The 19,496-nt window shown below is 58.9% G+C and carries 16 protein-coding genes, 1 tRNA gene and 1 other RNA gene; 6 read left to right on the top strand and 12 right to left on the bottom strand.

From position 1 onward, the window contains the following. Positions 1 to 110: 110 nt before the first annotated feature. The 7 genes from M3668_RS07775 to M3668_RS07745 form a co-directional block, all read right to left on the bottom strand. The gene (locus M3668_RS07775; RefSeq protein WP_251380277.1) at positions 111 to 2,627 is read right to left on the bottom strand and encodes an HAD-IC family P-type ATPase; all 2,517 of its coding nucleotides are present in this window, start codon (positions 2,625 to 2,627) and stop codon (positions 111 to 113) included. A gap of 289 nt (positions 2,628 to 2,916) precedes the next feature. Beyond that, a complete protein-coding gene (purL, locus tag M3668_RS07770; protein ID WP_251380276.1) occupies positions 2,917 to 5,235 on the bottom strand; it encodes a phosphoribosylformylglycinamidine synthase subunit PurL in 2,319 nt (772 codons plus the stop codon). A 29-nt stretch (positions 5,236 to 5,264) separates the two neighbouring features. Next, positions 5,265 to 6,062 carry a phosphoribosylformylglycinamidine synthase subunit PurQ gene (gene purQ, locus M3668_RS07765; RefSeq protein ID WP_251380275.1) on the bottom strand — a complete coding sequence of 266 codons (798 nt, stop codon included), beginning with the start codon at positions 6,060 to 6,062 and terminating at the stop codon, positions 5,265 to 5,267. Between the two features lie 5 nt (positions 6,063 to 6,067). Continuing rightward, entirely contained in the window at positions 6,068 to 6,319 is a 252-nt protein-coding gene (gene purS / locus M3668_RS07760) for a phosphoribosylformylglycinamidine synthase subunit PurS (RefSeq protein ID WP_251380274.1), read from the bottom strand. Positions 6,320 to 6,644: 325 nt separating this feature from the next. After that, positions 6,645 to 6,857, bottom strand: coding sequence for a MerR family transcriptional regulator (locus M3668_RS07755; protein ID WP_251380273.1), 213 nt, complete (start codon positions 6,855 to 6,857; stop codon positions 6,645 to 6,647). Positions 6,858 to 6,902: 45 nt separating this feature from the next. Beyond that, the gene (locus tag M3668_RS07750) at positions 6,903 to 7,847 is read right to left on the bottom strand and encodes a 3-methyladenine DNA glycosylase (protein ID WP_251380272.1); all 945 of its coding nucleotides are present in this window, start codon (positions 7,845 to 7,847) and stop codon (positions 6,903 to 6,905) included. Between the two features lie 85 nt (positions 7,848 to 7,932). Next, entirely contained in the window at positions 7,933 to 9,231 is a 1,299-nt protein-coding gene (locus tag M3668_RS07745; protein ID WP_251380271.1) for an aspartate kinase, read from the bottom strand. Positions 9,232 to 9,561: 330 nt separating this feature from the next. On the opposite strand from M3668_RS07745, the gene M3668_RS07740 reads away from it, so the two are divergent. Beyond that, a complete protein-coding gene (locus M3668_RS07740; protein WP_251380270.1) occupies positions 9,562 to 10,059 on the top strand; it encodes a DUF2087 domain-containing protein in 498 nt (165 codons plus the stop codon). 61 nt (positions 10,060 to 10,120) lie between these two features. Then, positions 10,121 to 10,339 (top strand): hypothetical protein, encoded by a 219-nt coding sequence (locus M3668_RS07735; protein ID WP_251380269.1) that lies wholly within the window; start codon positions 10,121 to 10,123, stop codon positions 10,337 to 10,339. A gap of 10 nt (positions 10,340 to 10,349) precedes the next feature. Here M3668_RS07735 and recR read toward each other — a convergent pair whose 3' ends face one another. From recR to ffs, 3 genes are all read right to left on the bottom strand, one after another. After that, positions 10,350 to 11,504, bottom strand: a complete 1,155-nt coding sequence (gene recR / locus M3668_RS07730) for a recombination mediator RecR (RefSeq protein ID WP_251380268.1) — start codon at positions 11,502 to 11,504, stop codon at positions 10,350 to 10,352. Positions 11,505 to 11,529: 25 nt separating this feature from the next. Beyond that, complete coding sequence (locus M3668_RS07725) at positions 11,530 to 14,343, bottom strand: DNA polymerase III subunit gamma and tau (protein ID WP_251380267.1); 2,814 nt, start codon at positions 14,341 to 14,343, stop codon at positions 11,530 to 11,532. A gap of 148 nt (positions 14,344 to 14,491) precedes the next feature. Continuing rightward, an RNA gene (gene ffs, locus M3668_RS07720) (signal recognition particle sRNA small type) lies at positions 14,492 to 14,588 on the bottom strand. Between the two features lie 173 nt (positions 14,589 to 14,761). On the opposite strand from ffs, the gene M3668_RS07715 reads away from it, so the two are divergent. Next, positions 14,762 to 14,846: transfer RNA gene (locus M3668_RS07715), tRNA-Ser, on the top strand. A gap of 95 nt (positions 14,847 to 14,941) precedes the next feature. On the opposite strand, the gene pnuC is transcribed toward M3668_RS07715, so the two are convergent. Beyond that, positions 14,942 to 15,721, bottom strand: a complete 780-nt coding sequence (pnuC, locus tag M3668_RS07710) for a nicotinamide riboside transporter PnuC (RefSeq protein WP_251380266.1) — start codon at positions 15,719 to 15,721, stop codon at positions 14,942 to 14,944. Between the two features lie 212 nt (positions 15,722 to 15,933). Here pnuC and M3668_RS07705 point away from each other — a divergent pair, with 212 nt between their 5' ends. Continuing rightward, positions 15,934 to 16,260: a type II toxin-antitoxin system VapB family antitoxin gene (locus tag M3668_RS07705; protein ID WP_251380265.1), complete on the top strand. Its 327-nt coding sequence runs from the start codon at positions 15,934 to 15,936 to the stop codon at positions 16,258 to 16,260. Between the two features lie 4 nt (positions 16,261 to 16,264). Here the strand turns inward: M3668_RS07705 and M3668_RS07700 are convergent, their stop codons facing one another. Beyond that, positions 16,265 to 16,933 carry a TetR/AcrR family transcriptional regulator gene (locus M3668_RS07700; RefSeq protein ID WP_251380264.1) on the bottom strand — a complete coding sequence of 223 codons (669 nt, stop codon included), beginning with the start codon at positions 16,931 to 16,933 and terminating at the stop codon, positions 16,265 to 16,267. Positions 16,934 to 17,178: 245 nt separating this feature from the next. Between M3668_RS07700 and M3668_RS07695 the strand changes: the two genes are divergently transcribed. Both M3668_RS07695 and M3668_RS07690 read left to right on the top strand, forming a co-directional pair. Continuing rightward, a complete protein-coding gene (locus tag M3668_RS07695; RefSeq protein WP_251380263.1) occupies positions 17,179 to 17,859 on the top strand; it encodes a queuosine precursor transporter in 681 nt (226 codons plus the stop codon). A 172-nt stretch (positions 17,860 to 18,031) separates the two neighbouring features. Beyond that, positions 18,032 to 19,483 (top strand): amino acid permease, encoded by a 1,452-nt coding sequence (locus M3668_RS07690; protein WP_251380262.1) that lies wholly within the window; start codon positions 18,032 to 18,034, stop codon positions 19,481 to 19,483. The last annotated feature ends 13 nt before the right edge of the window (positions 19,484 to 19,496 follow it).

Raw genomic sequence — 19,496 nt, 5'->3', positions numbered from 1 at the left:
ACGATACTCCGCTTATGGGCGGTGTGCAAGCCTATTTTTCGGGTGGAAAGAACGCCCCACGTGGCAGAGTGGGCGGTGACTAGACCTGCTTGCATCCTGATTCGATGTGACTAGTGTATCTGAGCTCTATCTGCGGCTTCCACTGCTTCTGGGTGCTTGGCACGGAGCCATGCCCCGTGTAAACGCAGGTTAACTTCCAGCAAGAAGCACCCCAAGGCGGCAGAAGCCAGAGTTACCAGTAAATATGCCCCCTGAGGCATGGAGAATTGGTGGTACCAGAGCGAAGGGGGTAGCAAGAGAACTAGAATCAGGCCTGCATACATGCCACCCACAATAGCTAGTCCCACCACCTTAAAGGGACGCAGGACGGTGCTGATGTTGTAGATGCCCATCAGCGCCAGTGCACTGAAGGTCGCTGTCTGCAGGTGCATCGTGCTCTCGCCCTGGGTTCTGCCATAGCCATTGACGAAGACCAACACGCAGGTAATCACCAACGCTGCGGGCAGTGCGAAATGTAGGGCACGTTGCAAGAAGCCGCTGACGTAGTGGCGTGTATTGGGCAGCATGGTTATGAGGAAGGCAGGCCCGCCCACAATGAGCAAATCAGCGGTGGAGTACTGGCGGGGGAGGAAGGGGAAGTTCCAGCACAGTAGACCCAGGGTAATGCCCAAAAGGATGGCGAAGGCGGTCTTAGTGAGGAAGAGATTAGTGACCCGCTCGATGTTGGCGATAATTTTGCGCCCCTCGGCAAGCACGCCCGGCAGGCGGTCAAACCTGCCATCCAACAGAATCAAACGCGAAACTGCCTTGGTGGCAGGGGCGGCATTGCCCATAGCTATGCCTAAATCGGCATGTTTCAAAGCTAGAGCATCATTAATGCCGTCGCCCGTCATAGCAACGGTGCGCCCCTGAGATTGCAAAGCCAGCACCATATTCTTCTTCTGCTCGGGTGAGACTCTGCCAAAGACGCTGTTGTTTATGGCTGCTTGTGCTAACTTTTCACCGGTTTCAGGCAGTGTAGAGGCATCAACAGCGCCGGAGGTGACATCCATACCTGCTAGACGAGCAGCAGCGGCCACGGTCCGGGGGTTGTCGCCGGAGAAAACCTTGAGATCAATGCCCTGCTCCCTAAAGTAGGCGAGGGTAGCGGGAGCCTCTGCGCGCACCTGCTCACGGAAGGTCACAAAAAGCTGGGGTGTTAGCTGAGATGGGAGCATCCGGCTTACCTTGCCCTCCTCGCGGGCGAGCGCGGGTGCATGTGCAAGCACCATAGTACGCAAGCCACTGGTGGCTAGGTGCTCAGCTGTTTGCCTAGCCGGGTGCTTGACGGGGAGCAGAGCCTCTGGTGCCCCCAGCACCCAAGCGCCTGTGTCGGCGAACTCCACAGCAGAAAAGCGAAGGGCAGAGGAAAAGGGCATGACGCCGGTCGCTGCAAGTGCAGGTACTTCACCGAAAGAGGGGTGCAGGGCAGCAGCGGTGGGGTTCGCGTTCTCATCAGCGCCAAACCAGGCTAGAGCACCCTGCCAACCCGTCACCGTGCCGGGAACGCTGATGCTCTGCCCCTCAGCTTCGAGCCGGGTGCCGACATCCTCACCCGGTGAAAGGTCAAGTGGTAGAACGCTGTTGAAGGCAACGCCGCCCTCGGTCAGCGTACCTGTCTTGTCAAAGCAGACGGTATCTACGCGGGCCAGCATCTCAACGGCGGGCTGCTCCTGAATCAGTACCTCGGTGCGGGCCAGCTTGACTGAGGCCACCGCAAAGGAAATCGTGGTCATCAGAGCTAGACCCTGGGGAATCATGGCAGCCACCGATGAGACAGAAGTAATCAGGGCATCACGCCAGGTGCCAGAATCAAGGGCCACCTGCCAGCCGCCAGCGGCCTGCATCTGCCCGTTGAGCACAATCGCGATAATGGGAACCAGCGCCCAGGTAATCCAGGTCACCACCCGCTCCATACCCGTGCGAAGCTCCGAATGAATGGTGGTGAACTCGCGAGCCTCGGCTGTAATCTTAGCGGCACGGGAGGCCGCCCCCACCGCCGTTAGTCGCACCCTACCCGAGCCGCCAATCACAGAGGAGGCCGACAGGACGCCGTCCCCCGGCTGCTTACCCACGGGGTCGTTTTCACCGGTCAGCAGGGATTCATCGAGATCCAGCCCGTCGCTGGTGAGTACCACAGCATCGGCAGGGACCTGATCCCCGCGCTTGAGCAGAACTACGTCATCGAGAACCAGCTCATCGAGGCCAACCGGTACCAGCTTGCCATCGCGTAGGGCGGTAGCCGGGTCGCGGCGTAGCAGGGCAATGCGGTCGAGCTGGCGCTTAGCAGAGAATTCCTGGGTAAAACCGATAACCACGTTGGCAATAGCAGCTAAGAGAAAGAGCGTATCAAGCCAGGACCCCACCAGAATCACGGCCAGACCACAGAGACCCAGCACCAGGTTAAACATGGTGAAAAGGTGGGTGCGAATGATGGTGGCAGTGGAGCGGGAGGTCGCATTATTCTGCGTGTTGACCAGCCCAGCGATCTGACGCTCAGCCACCTGCTGATTGCTCAGCCCACCGACTTCAAGGGCGCTGTCTGGAGGGGTACTCACATTCACGCGGTGGGGTGCAGCGGGCGTCATAAAGGCTCCTGGGGCAGAGGGACGAGGCAACAAGTGCCATACCCTACTAGCCTAGCGGGATAGAAACGTAGGGCACCTCAGCCGAGAGTATGAATTCCGCCCTGCTCACCCCTCGTCCGGGGATAGAGACCGGTCCATGAAACTATCGGCCGCTCCATCGTATGACGTCCCTGCCAGCATTTTGATGGACCAGAGGCTGGTGAGATGAGGGAAGGACGCCGGCCACGCACCTGCCTGCCCGAAGGCAGGGGAGGGGCGCGGCGGCGTCCTTCTGCAGTGTAGCTAGCGACTAGCTGGGGGCAACCTCGCCGAAGTGGCGGGCTAGGGTGCCCTCGTGGGCTTCACGCAGCTCGTTCAGGTTGATCTCAACCTCGCCCTGGATTGCCAGAGCGTTAGACTCAGCGTCCACTACGCCAATGCGGGCGAAGGGGTAATCGCGGGCGGTGCACATGTCTTTGAAGCGAACTTCCTCGGAACGGGGTACGGATACAACCACGCGACCCAGGGACTCTGAGAAGAGCAGAGTGAAGAGGTCGATACCGTCACGCTCGGCAACCTCACCCAGACCCACGCGTGCACCCACGCCAAAGCGCAAGCAAGCCTCAGATAGGGCAGCCACTAGGCCACCTGCTGAAACGTCGTGAGCGGCATCAATCATGCCGTCACGGCTCATGTTCACCAGCATGTCGCCCAGCAGCTTCTCAGCAGCCAGATCAACCTTGGGGGGCAGGCCGCCCAGGTGACCCTTGTAGCGGGCCCACTCAGAACCATCCAGCTCATCGGCGGTGGTGCCCAGCAGGTAGATAGCCTGACCGTCGTGCTCCGGAGCCCACCCTGAGGGGGTGCGACGGGTGACATCATCCATGACACCCATCATGGCAACTACGGGGGTGGGGTTAATAGCCTGATCGCCGGTCTGGTTATAAAGCGAAACGTTACCGCCGGTCACGGGCACACCTAGTTCCATACAACCATCGGCAATACCGCGAACAGCCTCAGCGAACTGCCACATGACATCCGGATCCTCGGGGGAACCAAAGTTCAGGCAGTCAGAGACAGCTACGGGGCGGGCACCCACCGTAGCGACGTTGCGGTAAGCCTCAGCCAGGGACGCACGTGCACCCTCGTAGGGGTCCAGCTTGGTGAAGCGGGGGTTGGCATCGGTGGCCAGGGCAACACCCAGGCCGGTCTCTTCATCCACACGAATCACGCCAGAATCATCGGGCATCGACAGGGCGGTGTTGCCCTGAACGTAGCGGTCATACTGGTTGGTGATCCAGGACTTTGAGCACATGTTGGGGGCGGCCATAAAGGCCTTGATGGCCTCGCCCAGTTCAGCGCCGGTGGGGCGGGCATCGTCCGCCTCGGAGCCGGTGAATTTATCGGCCTGCAGCCCGTCCTGCCACTCGGGGCGGGCGTAGGGGCGTTCGTAGGTGGGGCCGTCGTGGGCGACAGTCTTGGGGTCAACGTCCACGATGATCTCACCCTGCCACTCGATGGTCAGACGGCCGGAACCGGTAACCTCACCCAGAATGGAGTATTCGACATCCCACTTCTTCATGATGTCTTCGAAGCGGCTTAGGTTCTCAGGTGTTACGACGGCCATCATGCGCTCCTGGGACTCAGACATGAGAATCTCGCCCGGGGTCAGGGTGGGATCACGCAACAGAACCTTGGTGAGATCAACGTGCATACCGCCGTCACCGTTAGAGGCCAGCTCGGAGGTTGCGCAGGATATACCCGCAGCGCCGAGGTCCTGAATGCCCTCAACGATGGAGTTCTTGAAGAGCTCTAGGCAGCACTCAATCAGCACCTTCTCAGCAAAGGGGTCGCCCACCTGAACGGCGGGGCGCTTGGAGGGCTTGGTGTCGTCGAAGGACTCTGATGCCAGAACTGAAGCGCCGCCAATACCGTCGCCACCGGTGCGGGCACCGAAGAGGATGACCTTGTTGCCGGTGCCCGAAGCGTTAGCGGTGCGGATGTCCTCGTGGCGCATGATGCCCACAGCAAGGGCGTTGACCAGGGGATTGGCCTGGTAACACTCGTCGAACTCAACTTCGCCGCCGATGTTGGGCAGGCCCAGGGAGTTGCCGTAGCCGCCCACACCGGAAACAACGCCGGGCAGGACGCGGGCGGTGTCGGGGTGATCAATCGCACCGAAACGCAGGGGGTCCATGACGGCCACGGGGCGTGCACCCATGGAGATGATGTCACGCACGATACCGCCCACGCCGGTTGCTGCACCCTGGTAGGGCTCAACGTAGGAAGGGTGGTTGTGGGACTCAATCTTGAAGGTAACGGCCCAGCCGTTGCCGATGTTAGTCACGCCGGCGTTCTCGCCGATGCCCACCATCAGGTCCTTCTTCATCTCGTCGGTGACCTTGGCGCCGAACTGCTTGAGGTGCACCTTGGAGGACTTGTAGGAGCAGTGCTCCGACCACATGACCGAGTACATGGCCAGCTCAGCGGCGGTGGGGCGTCGCCCTAGAATCTTCTTGACGTCCTCAAACTCGTTCTCCTTGAGGCCCAGCTCAGCCCAGGGCAGCTCGGTATCGGGGGTAGCAGCGGCGTGCTCAACGGTGTCGAGGTTAAACTTCTTTTCGCTCATTAGTACATAAATCCTTTAGAAACCAGCGCTTAGGCGCCCACGAGCTTGTTGAGAACAGAGGTGAAGACGCCCAGACCGTCTGCGCCACCGCGCAGGGCAACGGTGCCAAAACCTGAGGACGAGGGGCCAAAGCCCGGCTCCACAGCGTGCTCGGGGTGGGGCATCAGGCCCACCACATTGCCGCGTTCATTTGAGATTCCGGCAATATCGTTGCGCGACCCGTTGGGGTTGACATCAACATAGCGGAAGACCACACGGTTCTCAGCTTCAAGTGCTTCAAGAGTTTTGGCATCAGCGACGTACTGGCCGTCCTGGTTCTTCAGGGGCACGACGATGTCCTGCCCAGCCTCAAAATCACTGGTCCAGAAGGTCTGGTTGTTCTCAATGCGCAGGGTCTGATCACGGCAGATGAACTTGCGGTGATCATTCTTAATCATGGAACCGGGCAGCAGGTGGGTTTCGGTCAGAATCTGGAAACCGTTGCAGATGCCCAGCACGGGCAGGGGGTTTTCGCTGGCCTGAGCGGCCTCTACTACCTTGCTCATGACCGCTGCCTTGGCGGCAATAGCGCCGGCACGCAGGTAATCACCATACGAAAAACCGCCGGGGACGATGACGGCATCTACATCGTGGAGGTTTGCCTCATCGTGCCACAGCGGTACGGGTGTGCCACCGGCTAAGCGGATAGCGCGGCTTGCGTCGCGGTCATCCAGCGTTCCGGGGAAAGTGATAACACCGACGCGCACACCTGCTAGAGCGCCATCGGGGGTGGCTTGTGAGAAGTCCCCCACCAGGGGCACTTCGTGAGCTGCAAGTGACTCTGCCATAGGTCTTAGTCCTCCAGAGCTTCGACGTTCACAACGTCTTCAATCACGGGGTTAGAGAGCAGCTCTTCAGCGGCCTGACGTGCCTGAGCTAGAAGTTCCTCGGTCACTGCGCCCTCAATGGTGAGCTCAAAACGCTTGCCCTGGCGGACGTCGGTAAAATTCGACAATCCGATGCGGGGGAGCTCGTTCGCAATAGCCTTACCCTGGGGGTCTAGGATTTCGGGCTTGAGCATAACATCAACAACAATACGGGCCATGAATGGGCACTCCTTGGGTGCTGGAATCTATATAGAGCCAGGTCTCATTTTACACAGTAAAGGTGGTGCCCAGCACTCTAGGGGTGCGAGTCGAGCGGCCCGTGGGAGGGTGCTCTACCCCGGATGTGAACGAAATTGCTTTTGCTGTCTGGTCCATCCCCCACCGGTTGAGGGAAAAACCGGCCCAGATTTAGGCGGCAGCACCGTTCTAAAAGGAGGAGCTGTCTTCACGATGGAGATTGAACTCACTTACCTTGAAGGTGAGCCGGGGGTAGCTCTCAGCAACTGGCCAGGCCTCAGCAGGAGGCCCTGCTCAACCCGAGGGCTAATAAAGTTTCTTAAAACCCTGCAAGGAATTGCGCGATTTAGTGGTGCGGTTCGTCAGGACAGCGGCAAAGCGCTCTACCTCCTCAGGAGTGAACCACAGGCCGGGCTTACCCTCCACAGGGGTGAGCCCGCCTTCTTCTACCCAACTCAGCACCGAGTACTCGTTAACGCCCAGCTGCTGGGCTACCTGCATAATATTTAGTTCGGTCATGGGTTTCTCCTTTTCCTAGAATGACGGGGGCCAAGACCCCAGGGACTAGACCGCTTGCCGGCCTGCAGGGGCTGGCAGTGCGGCGTCTAGCTGAGCAAGGAGCCGCTGACGCAGCTGCACCGATCTTGCAGCAAAGGCACGCTGGGTGCGGGTGTAAGCCAGCTTGCCCTCGGCGGTTTCAATCTTGACCGGCTCGTATCCCCAGCTCTGAAGATCGTAGGGTGCCGCTTTCATATCCAACTCGCGTATCTCCCAGGCCAGGTCAAAGCAGTCCATCAAAAGCTCTGAACTAATGAGCGGTAAGAGTTTGTAGGCCCACTTATAGACATCCATATTGGCGTGTAGGCAGGCTGGTTGCTCCATGTCACGCTGGGTTTGACGGGTAGGTTGCAGCTCGTTGAATGGGCGCGCCTGGGGCATGAAGAAACGGAAAGCATCAAAGTGGGTGCAGCGAATATTGTGGCTTTCAACCACCGCATCGGTGCCGTCGGCTCCTAGGCGCAAGTCAAGGTAGTCGTGGCGGATGTTGTTCTCAACCGACTTGTAGGCCATGGCCCATTCGTGCAGACCAAAGCAGCCAAAGAAGCCGGGCTGGGCGGCTGTTTTGCCCAGGATGATGCGGGTGAAGTCAATAGCCGAGGCGCGTTGAGTGGCGAATGCATCAAGATCAACGGTCATTGCGGTGCCCTCGCTGGCTAGGCGAGCTGCCTCGCCCGCATCTAACCCGCCGGCGAGTAATTCAGCCTCGGTGGCAGGGCGGTAAAACTTCCAGTCAGCGCGGCTGGCGGCGTCCAGCAAGATGACGTCGGCGCCCGGGTGCCAGCGCATGAACTGACCGGGCTTGAGGGTGTAGTAGGTGAAGAGAAAGTCTTCTACCGGGTGCTTCTCACCCCGCTCGCGCCGCTGAGCAAAGGGCAAGGCATAGCGCCCGGAACGCTCCTGGTGCGCTCGCTCTAAAACCTGCCACTGCTGCGCTGGGAGAATCTGCATGGGCACCATTCTACCGAGGTACAAAAAACCCGTGTAGCTAGCAGAAGCGCCAGCCACACGGGCTACTGGTGCAGATCTCTAAACCCTAGCGGCCGGTGCCGCCATAAACGGTGGCTTCCTGCTCAGCGTCCAGACCGAAAGCGGTGTGCACAGCGCGTACAGCCTCATCAAGGTGATCGATATCGGTGATAACCGAGATGCGGATTTCGGAGGTTGAAATCATCTCGATGTTCACCCCGGCTGCACGCAGGGCATCAAAGAAAGCGAAGGAAACACCGGGGTTAGCCTTCATGCCTGCACCCACCAGGGAGAGCTTGCCAATGGAATCGTTGTACTTGATCTCTTCAAAGCCAAGCTCAGCCTTGTGGTTGGTTAGCACCTCAACGGCTTTGCCGCCCTGCGCCTGGTCACAGGTGAAGGAAATATCAGTGACATCAGAGCGATCAGTGGAAATGTTCTGCACGATCATGTCCAGATTGACGTTGGACTCGTTGAGCAGCCCAAAGACCTTAGCCGCCGAACCGGGCACATCGGGAACACCAACAACGGTGACCTTAGCCTGGCTACGGTCATGGGTGACACCAGAAATCAGTGGCTGTTCCAAGGGGATCTCCTTTAGGTTTTCAAACTCAAATTCTTCGGGGTTATCGGGGATAACGATGGTGCCCTCATTCTGAGAGAAAGAGGAGCGCACGTGCAGTTTCAGGTTGAAACGGCGGGCGTATTCCACGGAGCGCAGGTGCAAAATCTTAGCGCCGTTAGCTGCTAGCTCAAGCATCTCTTCACTGGTGACAGTGTCCAGTTTACGGGCTGATGGGACCACACGTGGGTCTGCTGAGTAGACGCCGTCCACATCGGTGTAGATTTCGCAGACATCAGCGTCCATAGCGGCAGCTAGTGCGACGGCAGTGGTGTCGGATCCGCCGCGGCCCAGGGTTGTAATGTCCCCGGTCTGCCGGTTCATCCCCTGGAAGCCAGCAACAATAGCGATGTTGCCTTGAGAAATTGAGGTTTGGATGCGGTTGGGGTTGACCTCAACGAGACGTGCAGAGCCGTGCACACCGTCAGTAATCATGCCAGCCTGTGAGCCGGTGAAGGACTGCGCTTTAGCGCCTAGAGAATTCACTGCCATTGCCAGCACTGACATGGAGATGCGCTCACCGGCGGTCAGCAGCATATCGAGTTCACGGGAGGGGCCGGGCGCCCTGCCGGTGACCTCCTCTGCCACATCTAGAAGGTCATCGGTGGTGTCGCCCATCGCAGATACAACCACAACGACGTCATTGCCAGCCTTCTGGGTGTCCACGATGCGGCGGGCTACGCGTTTAATGCCGTCTGCATTCGCGACAGAAGACCCACCAAACTTTTGGACAATCAGGCTCATTGAACTTCTCCAATACCGTTGTGATACTTACCGGCTGATTTTCCGGTTTAGTCAATGGTACGTGTGGTGGCCGTTTATGAACTATTTTTGCTCACATAACGGTAATGCTACGCACGTGACGGCAGAAGCCGCAGGGCTGTCGGGCGGCGGGTGCTTGCCCGAGCGCGGAGCATGGGCTACCTTGTACAACAGGCGGGCCCCACCGCCTCGCGCCCGGTTTGGAGCCCTAGCCTCCCGCCGAACGGCGCCAAGGGATGAGTAATCTCTGGGGTTGATACTGGTTTTCCGACTGGAGAAGCAGGCTAGGGGTGCAGAAAAGTCGATGTACCAATGACTCAGAATAAGAACTTCAAAACCCTGGTGCGCGCCCGCATGGTAGAAACCGGGCTGAACTACACGGCCGCCCGGGCGCTCGTCCTCACTGAGAAAGCTGAACAGGCGCGGGCCGCAGAAGCCGAACACCGCACCGTAGTGGGCCGATTTTTCAAGGACGGCGCGCTCACCAGCTTCCCCGCTAAACGCAAGGCGAGGGCGCACGTGCTGCTCTACTTGGTCAACTATTTTGACCCCGGGGTGGAGTACAGCGAGAAGCAGATCAATGAAACACTAAAAGCCCTCTGGCTCGATTTCGCTTACCTGCGCCGCGAACTGGTGGACTACGGGTACCTGAAGCGCAATGACCTGACCGGGGTGTACTGGCTGACCGAGGTAGCCCCGGAGCGCTGGGAAACAGTGTTACACGCCGAGGCCCCGGAATGGGAAAGCATCTGGCTACCCGCCTACCTGAACGGGGACGTCCCGCGTTTTAAGCTCAACCAACAGGGGTAAGCCCCGTGAGTCTTAAACAACGAATATTGACTAACCGTGCACAGGGTTCTGGACTGACAGAGTGATTCTCTCATCAGTGCCTGAACACCAGCAAGGCCGTGCCTGGGCTGGCTTCCGCTGGGTTGTCTACGTCTGTCTGCTCAGTGGCTACGCCCTGGGAGCTGCACTGGGCCCGCAGTATGCCCTGCACCTCATGGCCTACGGCGGTAGCGCCCTGGTGCTCTGTGCGGTGGCAAATATTGTGGGACGCATTTTCCTAGCCCGTGGGAGCCGCGAATAACTGGAGTTGGTTAGGTCCAGGGGTTGACGTAGGTTTTGCCGGGAATCGGTGGAATGGTAGGTGCTACCGTGCGCAGGGGCGTTTTCTTGAGCTCATCGAGCTTCTGCTCGTAAGCCTCACGGCGTTCCTGCGCTTGCCTTGCTTCACCGCTGGTATCAGCCTCTTCGGTTTCTGGGGCGCTCAGCCCTTCTTCGGCTTCAAAGGCTGCGGCCGCTACCCGCTCGGCGCGTTCTTCGGGCGATAGCTCGCCGGGCACCGGCTGTGCAGGTGCCTCTTCTGCCGGTAGGTCCTGGGTAACTTCTTCTTGAGCTTCCAGCCCGGCTTCTTCCACCTCTGCTTCTAGCAGGGGGCCATTGAGGTCAGACTGCTCACCGCGCGGTGGCTTGTGCTGATCCGTATCCTGCTGATTCTCCGGGGCATTAGAGTCTGCGCCTAAATCGTCAAACATCGAACCGGACCAACGGGTACGTGGCTTGCTTTCAACCTCCTCGGCTAGCTTCTGCTGAGCTTCCTTTTCGATGGCAGCTTCGAAATCCTGGGCAGAGTTATCGGTGAGGGCGCGGTTGCCTTCGCTGATTACGCGCCGCCCCTCTAGGGCACGTCCCAGGGTAATTTCATCGGCGTACTCAAGATCGCCGCCCACCGGCAGACCGGAGGCCAGGCGGGAAACCCTAATGCCAATGGGCACCAGAAGACGCGAGAGGTAGGTGGCGGTTGCCTCGCCCTCAAGGTTGGGGTCCATAGCAAGAATCAGCTCGTTGATGCGTTCATCGGAAAGCCGTGCCACGAGTTCACGAATGCGCAACTGCTCAGGGCCGATACCCGCCAGGGGGTTAATGGAGCCACCGAGTACATGATAGCGGCCGGTAAAGGAGCGGGTGCGCTCAATGGCAACAACGTCTTTAGACTCTTCGACCACGCATAGGGCTGTGACATCACGGCTCTCGTCCCTGCAGATTGTGCAGAGTTTAGTCTCAGAGACGTTGCCGCAAATCTCGCAGAAGCTCACGGTCTTCTTCACCCGTGTGATGGCATCGGTGAGTTTCTGCATCTCTTCTGCCTCAGCGTCGAGGATGTAGAAGGCAATGCGCTGGGCAGATTTAGGGCCTACACCGGGCAGCCTGCCCAGCTCGTCAATGAGGTTTTGAACGGCGCTTTCGTACACAAAAAATCCTTAGGGTAGGGGCAGCTTAGGAGGGCTGGTGCAGGGGCTGCTCACCGATGACCTTGCCGCCCAAAATTTTCTCCACCGCTCGTTGCCCAATGAGGGTGCTCGACTCAAGCGCTACATCCTCGTCGCTGGGGGCGAAATCTTCGTCAGCCTGGGGTTCCTGCGGCTTTTCTGGCTGTTGCTGAACTGCCCGCTGGCCTGCAGCGATATGCGCTGCGTGGCGTTCGCGGAAGGAGAGCTTGCCGCTCTTCTTCTCGGTTTTCTCGGGCTTTTCTTGCCCGGACGCCGAGCGAGGGGCGGCAGTTTCAGGGGAAACATAGCCTACTCCCGCGACATACTCGGGTTCAGGCTCTGGGGCATCATCAAAATAACCGCCTTCGTAGCCTGCGTACTCGTGCGCCAGAGGGGCGCCCTGTGTAGAGGCTCCCGGTGTCTGTTCCGCAGGTTCGGGGCTGTCTGACTGGTTGATATCAGCATTATTGGCTTCCTTATGCCCGGCTTCGGCCAGACCCTCAGAGACCGGTACCGGTTCGGTAGATACAGCGTGCTCGTTGCCCTCTACGGTCTGCTGATCTGAACCTTCATGCGCTGAAACTGTTGGTTCAGTGCCCCGGTTTTCGTGAGCCTGATCCTCTGCCTTGGCTTGGTCGGCATCAGGGGTTGACCCATCAGAGTCCTCTTCATCCGCGTCCTCGGTGACATCGGGTGCCAGGGACATGCTTCGTCGCTCCGCGGACCCCCCTGAAGAGGGGTGGTGGGCCTTAGCCAGTTCCACCGGGTCAACATCACCCTTGATGACGCGCAGGTGCGGGGTAGTAGGCGGGTTAGGGTCCTCGCGGGGAACCTCGGTGCCACCCTGCGCTGATGCCGCGGACTGCTCATCTTGCCCGCCGTCCTGAGCAGGTGCCGAGCCAGCGGGGATAGGTGCAACGTTCCAAGAGGTAACAGGTTTGTTCCAGTCGTCCTGGCTCCAGGCAGGAGGCGCTTCACTGCGGGGCTGACCGTGGGAAGCCCACGCCTGCTCACCGCCGCGCGGCCCCTCAGCAATAGGCACAGCCTGCTGCGGGGTGCTCGGCGCAGGGGTATTGCTATCACCGGCTGGTTGTGGGCCGCGGGCTGGGGCGTCTGTGCCCCCACCGGGCTTCTTGACCTCGCCACGAATCTGAACCTGCAAATCAAGTACGGTCTGCAGGGCCTTTTGTAGCTGCGGCAGATAATCCTTGACCTGGCGAAGCACTGCAATTTCGGCACGAATAAAGAGCGCACCTTGTTCGAACCGCACCGGCTCGCACTTCTCAAAGCCAGCACGCGCAAAGGCAGAGGGGATTTTAGCTAGCACGTCGTTCCAGGAGTTAGCCACCAAATCTACGGTGTTCTCACCGCTTGCCCCGGAGCTTACCTGCCGGGGAGCTGGCCGCTGGGGAGCTGCCTGGTACCTCGCGCCGGGCTTGCCTGTTGTCTGCCCGCCGTTGACGAGCGGGGCGGCAGCGAGTGGAGCGCTCGCGAGCGGAGCAGGTGCCTGCTGAAGGGGGGCCGCATTAGGAGGGGTAGGTTCTTGGCTGCGCTGCGCAGCTACTACCGGCGCGGCGGCTTCTTGCATCGCCCGGGGCTCCTGCTGAGCTGTCTGTTGCTTGGATACCTGCCCTTGGGCCGGTGTAGTAAAAGTTCCGCTGGCTAGCTTACGTTCTAGCTGGTCCAGGCGGGCAGCGAGGGAGGCCGCTGAAGAATCAGTGGCAGCTACCAGGATGCGGGCGCAGAGAAGCTCCAGGTGTAGCTGGGGATTGACCGCCCCGCTCATTTCGTTGAGTGCATCATTGGTAACGTCTGCTGCACGGGTTAGTTCGGCGGAGCCCAGCTTCTCAGCTTGCGCGCGCATGCGTTCTAGCTGATCCTCTGCCATGCCACGCAGAATGGAGGCGGCTGACCCCGGCACCGCTTTGACAATAATGAGATCGCGGAAGCGTTCTAGCAGGTCCTCGACAAAGCGGCGGGGATCTTGGCCAGTCTGAATGACGCGGTCTACAGCGGTGAAAACCGTGCCAGCGTTGCCGGAGGTGAAGGCGTCAATGACGTCATCGAGTAGCTCACCGTGGGTGAAGCCCAACAGGGCAACAGCCAGGTCATAGGAGATACCCTGCCCTTCTGTAGCACCAGCCATGAGCTGATCCAGGATAGAGAGTGAATCACGCACAGAACCGCCACCGGCACGCACTACCAGGGGGAGGACGCCATCAGCTACCTGCACGCCCTCTTGAGCGCAGAGCTGCTGAAGGTAGGCGCCCAGGGTTTCGGGTGGCACGAGACGGAAGGGGTAGTGGTGGGTACGGGAACGAATGGTGCCCAGAACCTTGTTGGGTTCGGTGGTCGCAAAAATAAACTTGATGTGTTCCGGAGGTTCTTCCACAATCTTGAGCAGGGCGTTGAAGCCCTCGCGGGTGACCATGTGCGCCTCGTCAATAATAAAAATCTTGTAGCGGTCACGTACCGGGGCGAAGGTGGCACGTTCACGCAAGTCGCGGGCGTGGTCCACACCGCCGTGGGAGGCGGCGTCCATTTCTATAACGTCGAGGGAACCGCCGCCGTCTCGCGAAAGTTCCTTGCAGGATTCGCACTGCCCGCAGGGGGTGGGTGTGGGGCCTTCTGCGCAGTTGAGGCAGCGTGCCAGAATGCGGGCGGAGGTGGTTTTACCGCAGCCGCGCGGGCCCGAGAAGAGGTAAGCGTGGTTGACGCGGTTCTTTTCTAGGGCGGTTGAGAGCGGTTCGGTGACGTGCTCCTGCCCGATGACGTCGGCAAAGGACTCAGGGCGGTAACGGCGGTACAGCGCAGTGCTCACAACAAAACCTTCCTAGGGATGCGTAAAAAGCTCACGCCGCAGGGGTCATGCGGGGATCCGCATCCGGCGCGGGCATGCTCTTAACAGTGTAGTGCTGGTGACTGACATTATAAGAACCGGGGTAAACCGCCCCAGTAGGTTTTGGGCAAAATAAGACCCCCTACGCACCCGTCAGAGCCCAGATACCCTTGCTGCCTTCCGGCCCTGGGGGAGTTTTCCAAGATAACGCCACGTAAGGGGCACCCATTACTGTACCGTAAGCCCCTAGAAAACACAAAAGGAAATTCACCTCGTTGCCCATACTCACTGAGCGTGTATGTGAGTATGAATCTGGGCTAGATTTGCGGTGAGGCCTAACCTTGGGTAGACTTCTATCTGTTGTCTTTCGTGAAGCTGTTTTCAGCTAAGCAACACGCCTGGAGGATTCGCCTAGCGGCCTATGGCGCACGCCTGGAACGCGTGTTGGGTTCACGCCCTCGGGGGTTCAAATCCCCCATCCTCCGCTGACCGGCTCGGACGCCCACTTGTCTCGAGCCGGTCTTTTTTACCCAAAAAACCAGGGGCTAAAGCAAACGTTCAGCCCCTCGGCGGGTCAGTTCTAGGATGAGGGGAGCGGGCGAGAGAGCTTGCTCCAGTTGTACCAGCCGTAGAGGCTATTGGCGATGAAACCGGCGTACATAGCCATGATGGCTAGGTTGCCCCCACCGTCCACCGTGGACCAGAGGTAGATCTGCACCGCGTTGAGCACTAGCCAGCCCACCCACTGCTCGCGGAAGCGGAAGACCATGAGAATCTGCGCCATTACCGCGATGATTGTGGTGAACCCATCTACGTACGGCTGATTTGATCCCCACTGGGTCAAAAGATAGCCGTAGCCCCATATCAGAAACCCAAGGATAAGCAGTGCAAGCCCTATCTGGGGCAGGCTAAGGCGCCGTGTAATGACGTCACGCGGCTCATCCTCAAGGGTGGAGGTAGCTACGCGCTGTGCCCGTGATTTTTCAACCCGCATATTTTTGCGCCATATGTAGAGGCCCCAGAACTGGGTGATCACATAGAAAGCCGCGATGGTGATTTCACCGATGAAGTAGGCCTGAAAAGCCAGAATCAGGTAGGGAACATTCTGGATGACCCCAAAGAAGTAGTTTGAAATTCTGCCCTTGCCCACCAGAATCACGCAGATCATGCCTGCAACAGCAGTAACGGCGCTCAACCAGCCCTCAAAAACTGTGGTGCTCACCAGAATTTGTAGACCAATCAGCGTAGCGAAGAAGACTTTCTCAAAGGGGGTATAGCCCGTAAAAAGGTCGGTGTGCACAGCCCGGATAGTGCGGGCTAGAGGGTTCTGTGGGTGCGCAGGGGCGGTGGCAAGGGGCATGAATAGCTCCACGGTGTGAAGGGGTGTGGGTCAAAGGTGGGGTTAAGTCAGAAGGGCGGCGCTGGGCGCACTAGAGTTTCTTGACCTGATTAAACACTTGAGGCACCACAAAATCAACGAATACTTCAAGACTTTAAAGCGCGCCCTTGCCACCGGATCGAGCCAGGGGTTCGAAGTTACTAGAGGTCAGTGCTGAGCCCTAGAATAGAGCCATGATTTTCAAAGGCGTGGGCAATCACCGCCCCTACCCCGACCACGGGCTTACCCAGCGCAGCTGGGGCTCCATAGCTCCCTCACAGGTGCGCCTAGACCGTCTGGTGACCACTCAGAAGCACCTCAACCTTGAGACTCTGCTAGCTGAAGATTCCACCTTTTACGGTGATCTCTTCCCGCACGTCGTGCAGTATCGCGGTGAACTTTACCTCGAGGACGGGGTGCACCGGGCGCTACGTACTGCCCTGCAGCGCCGGGCTGTCATGTATGCCCGTGTGCTCAACCTCGATGCGCTAGCCCCCGGCCTCCTCGGGGCAGAGCAGTAGAACTCTAGGACGCTTCTGCCAGATAAAGGTGAGGAGTCTCAGATAGCGGAACTGGGCGTCCTTCTGCATCAAACCGGGCCCCTAGACCCATCTGGATAAAGCGGATGGTGCTCTCAATGTGGCGCTCACGAGCCTCGTGATTTTCGGCGTCGTCGGTGCGGTCGGCGCTCGATGATAGTGAACCGTGAACCAACTGCGCTAGCTCTCGAATATCGTTCTTGGGCAGGTAACCTTGCTCGATTGCTGCCGAAAGAATGTCGGCCAGGACCATCTGCAGCTCGCGCACGTGGTCACCCAGTTTGGCGAAAGCTTCAGGGGAGAGAACGGAACGCATGGCGGGACCGGGGGGCATGTGCCGGCGAGAAAGGTCTTCAATCTGAAGGCGCACATAGATTGCCAGGCGATCAATGGGGTTTTCTACGCCTTCCAAGGATGACCGTAAGTCGGTGAGGAAGCGGCCCGTCTCATCCAGGGCGTAGGCAATCAGCAGCTCGCCCATATCAGCGAAGTAGTTGTAAACCGCGGTGCGGCCAATGCCGGCGGTCTTTGCAACGTGGGTCATGGTAAGACCCGGCAGCCCGCGTTCATAGAGTAAGCGACCGAAGGAGTCGAGGATTGCGCGCTTGGTGTTCTCGCGCTGGGCGGCATTAGAGGCTGCTGAAATTCTAGGCATAATGACACTCTACTAAGGTTTGTCAGCAAAACCTATTCTTAGGTGACAAAGCTGGCTGGTGTGTCAGTAAATATGTTTTTAGGATGCGTTCTGCTAGGCTTATTTCGCCCAGGTGGCAGATGGGCACGCAAGAATAAGCGCAGCAGTTTCCTTGAGCAAAGGGTGGCTTCTGCTTTCTTTGGCGTGCTTGACTCAGTGTTTCGGTGCGCCCTTGCGTCATCGCGTCCCCGAACTCTTTGAAAACTATGACATCTTCACCCTCACCCTCTGGCGTCCAGTTTGCCCGCCCAGCCCGCACCTACTTTGATCTGCTGTTAGCAGCCTCTTGTGTGTTGCTCATCCTGTCTAACATTGGGGCAACCAAGGCCGTGGCGTTTGGGCCTATTCTCACCGATGGCGGCTTCTTCCTCTTCCCCCTGGCCTACGTGCTGGGCGATATCATCAGTGAGGTCTACGGCTTCCGTCTTGCGCGCCGGGCGATTATCACCAGCTTTATCTCGGCAGCAGTCGCAGCTCTGAGCTTCTGGGTGCTCATCAGCCTGCCCAGCGCTGACTTCTACGAAAACCAGGACGCCCTGGCTACTGTGCTAGGCCCCGTGCCCCTCATTGTGGGCGGCTCCCTGCTGGGCTACCTGACCGGTCAGCTGCTGAACTCCTGGATGATGGTAAAACTCAAAGAAAAAACCGGCGGCAAGCATCTCTGGGGCCGTCTGATGGGTTCAACCCTGGTGGGCGAGCTGGCAGATACCATCATTTTCTGCTCCATTGCCGCCCCCATTCTTGGAATTACAACTTTCTCCCAATTCCTCAACTATGTGCTGGTGGGCTACGTCTATAAGTGCGCCGTTGAGTTTATCCTGCTGCCCATCACCTATCCGGTCATTGCCTGGTTCAAGCGCCGCGAACCTAGTTACGGAGCTGCCTAACGATATCGCCAGGCAATCGGTTCTGATGACCCAAGAGCCTGCACAGACAGCCAAGGAAGTGAGCTGTATCTCACTGGATAATGGTCTTTCAGCAAGGCACGTTTCTACAGGGCAAACCTGTGTAAACTTGCGGTTCATTACATACATACTCTTTTGAAGGTGAGGCTCGTTCATGGCACAATCCACGACCGGAACTCAGCAGGGCGGCGAGCTCGCCCGCTCACTGTCCAATGGGCAGATGACCATGATTGCCCTGGGGCTTGCTGTTGGCACCGGCCTCTTCTTGGGCTCAGGCGCAGCCATCGGCATCGCTGGCCCGGCAGTCATCGTCTCCTACGCTATCGGCTCTCTCATTGCGGCCATTATCGGCGCCTGTGCCGGTGAAATGGCCGTGCGCTACCCTGTGCGCGGTGGCTTTGGTACCATCGCCGGTAAGTTCCTGGGCCCCTTCTCTGGCTACCTCACCCGCTGGGCCTACTGGATGACCACCGTGACCCTAGCAGGCGCAGAGGTCGTAGCCGTGGGTAAGTACATGGCCTACTGGTACCCTCAGGCACCCCTCTGGATCTGGGTTCTCATCGCTGGCGGCGCCATCTTCGTGCTCAACCTCACCAGTGTAAAATCCTTCGGTACCGTAGAGTTCCTCCTCTCCTCCATCAAGGTCAGCGCCGTCATCCTCTTCATTATCTTCGGCCTAGCCCTGGTCTTCTTTGGCCTACCCGGCCAGGACGCTGCCGGCGTAACTAACCTGACTGCTGACGGTGGCTTTGTACCTAACGGCCCCGCCTCCATCTGGCTGGCTCTCGCCGTGGTCATGTTCTCCTTCGGCGGTATCGAGCTCATCTCCATCTCAGCCGCAGAAGCCAAGGATCCGGTGCGCGCGGTCCGTTCCTCAGCTAAAGCTATGATGTGGCGCCTAGCCACCTTCTACGTGCTCTCCCTCTTTGTCGTTGTTGCGATCATCCCCTGGCGCAACGCCTCCCAGCTCACCGGTGAAATTGAAGGTTCCCCCTTCGTGATGGTCTTCACCGAACTGGGCATTCCCTACATCGGGGGTATCACCAACTTCGTAGTACTCACCGCAGCTCTCTCCGGCGCTAATGCTGCCCTCTACGCAGCAACCCGACTACTACACTCCCTGGGTCATGAACGCATGGCACCTAAGGTGCTCTCCCGTACCAGCGGCAGCGGCATCCCCGCCATTGCACTGACCGTCTCCTCGGTGGGTGCTGTGGTCGCTGTGGTCATGGCAATCTCGGGCGTAGGTAACATCTTCAGCTACATGATGGCACTGGTGACCGTGTGCGTACTTGTGGTGTGGAGCATGATTCTGCTGTCCTACATCGCCTTCAAGCGCAAGGAAGGCAACGCCTCCCCCTTCCGTGTTTTCGGCGGTAGCGCAACCGCTCTGGTGGCACTGGCTGGCGTGGTGGCAACCTTCATTGCCATGTTCTTCGTCAGCAGCACCATGCTCACCTCCGTCAGCGTGGGCCTGGGCTTCTTCGCTCTGATTACCGTGCTCTACTTCGCCGGAGTCAACAAGGGCGTGCAAACCAGCGAGGACGCCTTCGAAGAGGTGCGCACCGTTACTTCACAGATCCCCGCAGCAAGCAAGAAGAGCTAAACTTAGACACAGT

This window comes from Rothia sp. P100 (genome assembly GCF_023712425.1).
Lineage (GTDB): Bacteria > Actinomycetota > Actinomycetes > Actinomycetales > Micrococcaceae > Rothia > Rothia endophytica.
The sequence above is the reverse complement of the archived record's forward strand: the minus strand, read 5'-3'. Positions and strand labels throughout refer to the sequence as shown.

Bases quoted from the DNA above. Each gene is read 5' to 3' on its own strand.
- M3668_RS07700 (WP_251380264.1), bottom strand. From the start codon at position 16,933: ATGCCTAGAATTTCAGCAGCCTCTAATGCCGCCCAGCGCGAGAACACC.
- M3668_RS07740 (WP_251380270.1), top strand. From the start codon at position 9,562: ATGACTCAGAATAAGAACTTCAAAACCCTGGTGCGCGCCCGCATGGTA.
- purL (WP_251380276.1), bottom strand. From the start codon at position 5,235: ATGAGCGAAAAGAAGTTTAACCTCGACACCGTTGAGCACGCCGCTGCT.
- pnuC (WP_251380266.1), bottom strand. From the start codon at position 15,721: ATGCCCCTTGCCACCGCCCCTGCGCACCCACAGAACCCTCTAGCCCGC.
- M3668_RS07755 (WP_251380273.1), bottom strand. From the start codon at position 6,857: ATGACCGAACTAAATATTATGCAGGTAGCCCAGCAGCTGGGCGTTAAC.
- purS (WP_251380274.1), bottom strand. From the start codon at position 6,319: ATGGCCCGTATTGTTGTTGATGTTATGCTCAAGCCCGAAATCCTAGAC.
- M3668_RS07750 (WP_251380272.1), bottom strand. From the start codon at position 7,847: ATGCAGATTCTCCCAGCGCAGCAGTGGCAGGTTTTAGAGCGAGCGCAC.
- purQ (WP_251380275.1), bottom strand. From the start codon at position 6,062: ATGGCAGAGTCACTTGCAGCTCACGAAGTGCCCCTGGTGGGGGACTTC.
- M3668_RS07695 (WP_251380263.1), top strand. From the start codon at position 17,179: ATGACATCTTCACCCTCACCCTCTGGCGTCCAGTTTGCCCGCCCAGCC.
- M3668_RS07690 (WP_251380262.1), top strand. From the start codon at position 18,032: ATGGCACAATCCACGACCGGAACTCAGCAGGGCGGCGAGCTCGCCCGC.
- M3668_RS07745 (WP_251380271.1), bottom strand. From the start codon at position 9,231: ATGAGCCTGATTGTCCAAAAGTTTGGTGGGTCTTCTGTCGCGAATGCA.
- M3668_RS07705 (WP_251380265.1), top strand. From the start codon at position 15,934: ATGATTTTCAAAGGCGTGGGCAATCACCGCCCCTACCCCGACCACGGG.
- M3668_RS07775 (WP_251380277.1), bottom strand. From the start codon at position 2,627: ATGACGCCCGCTGCACCCCACCGCGTGAATGTGAGTACCCCTCCAGAC.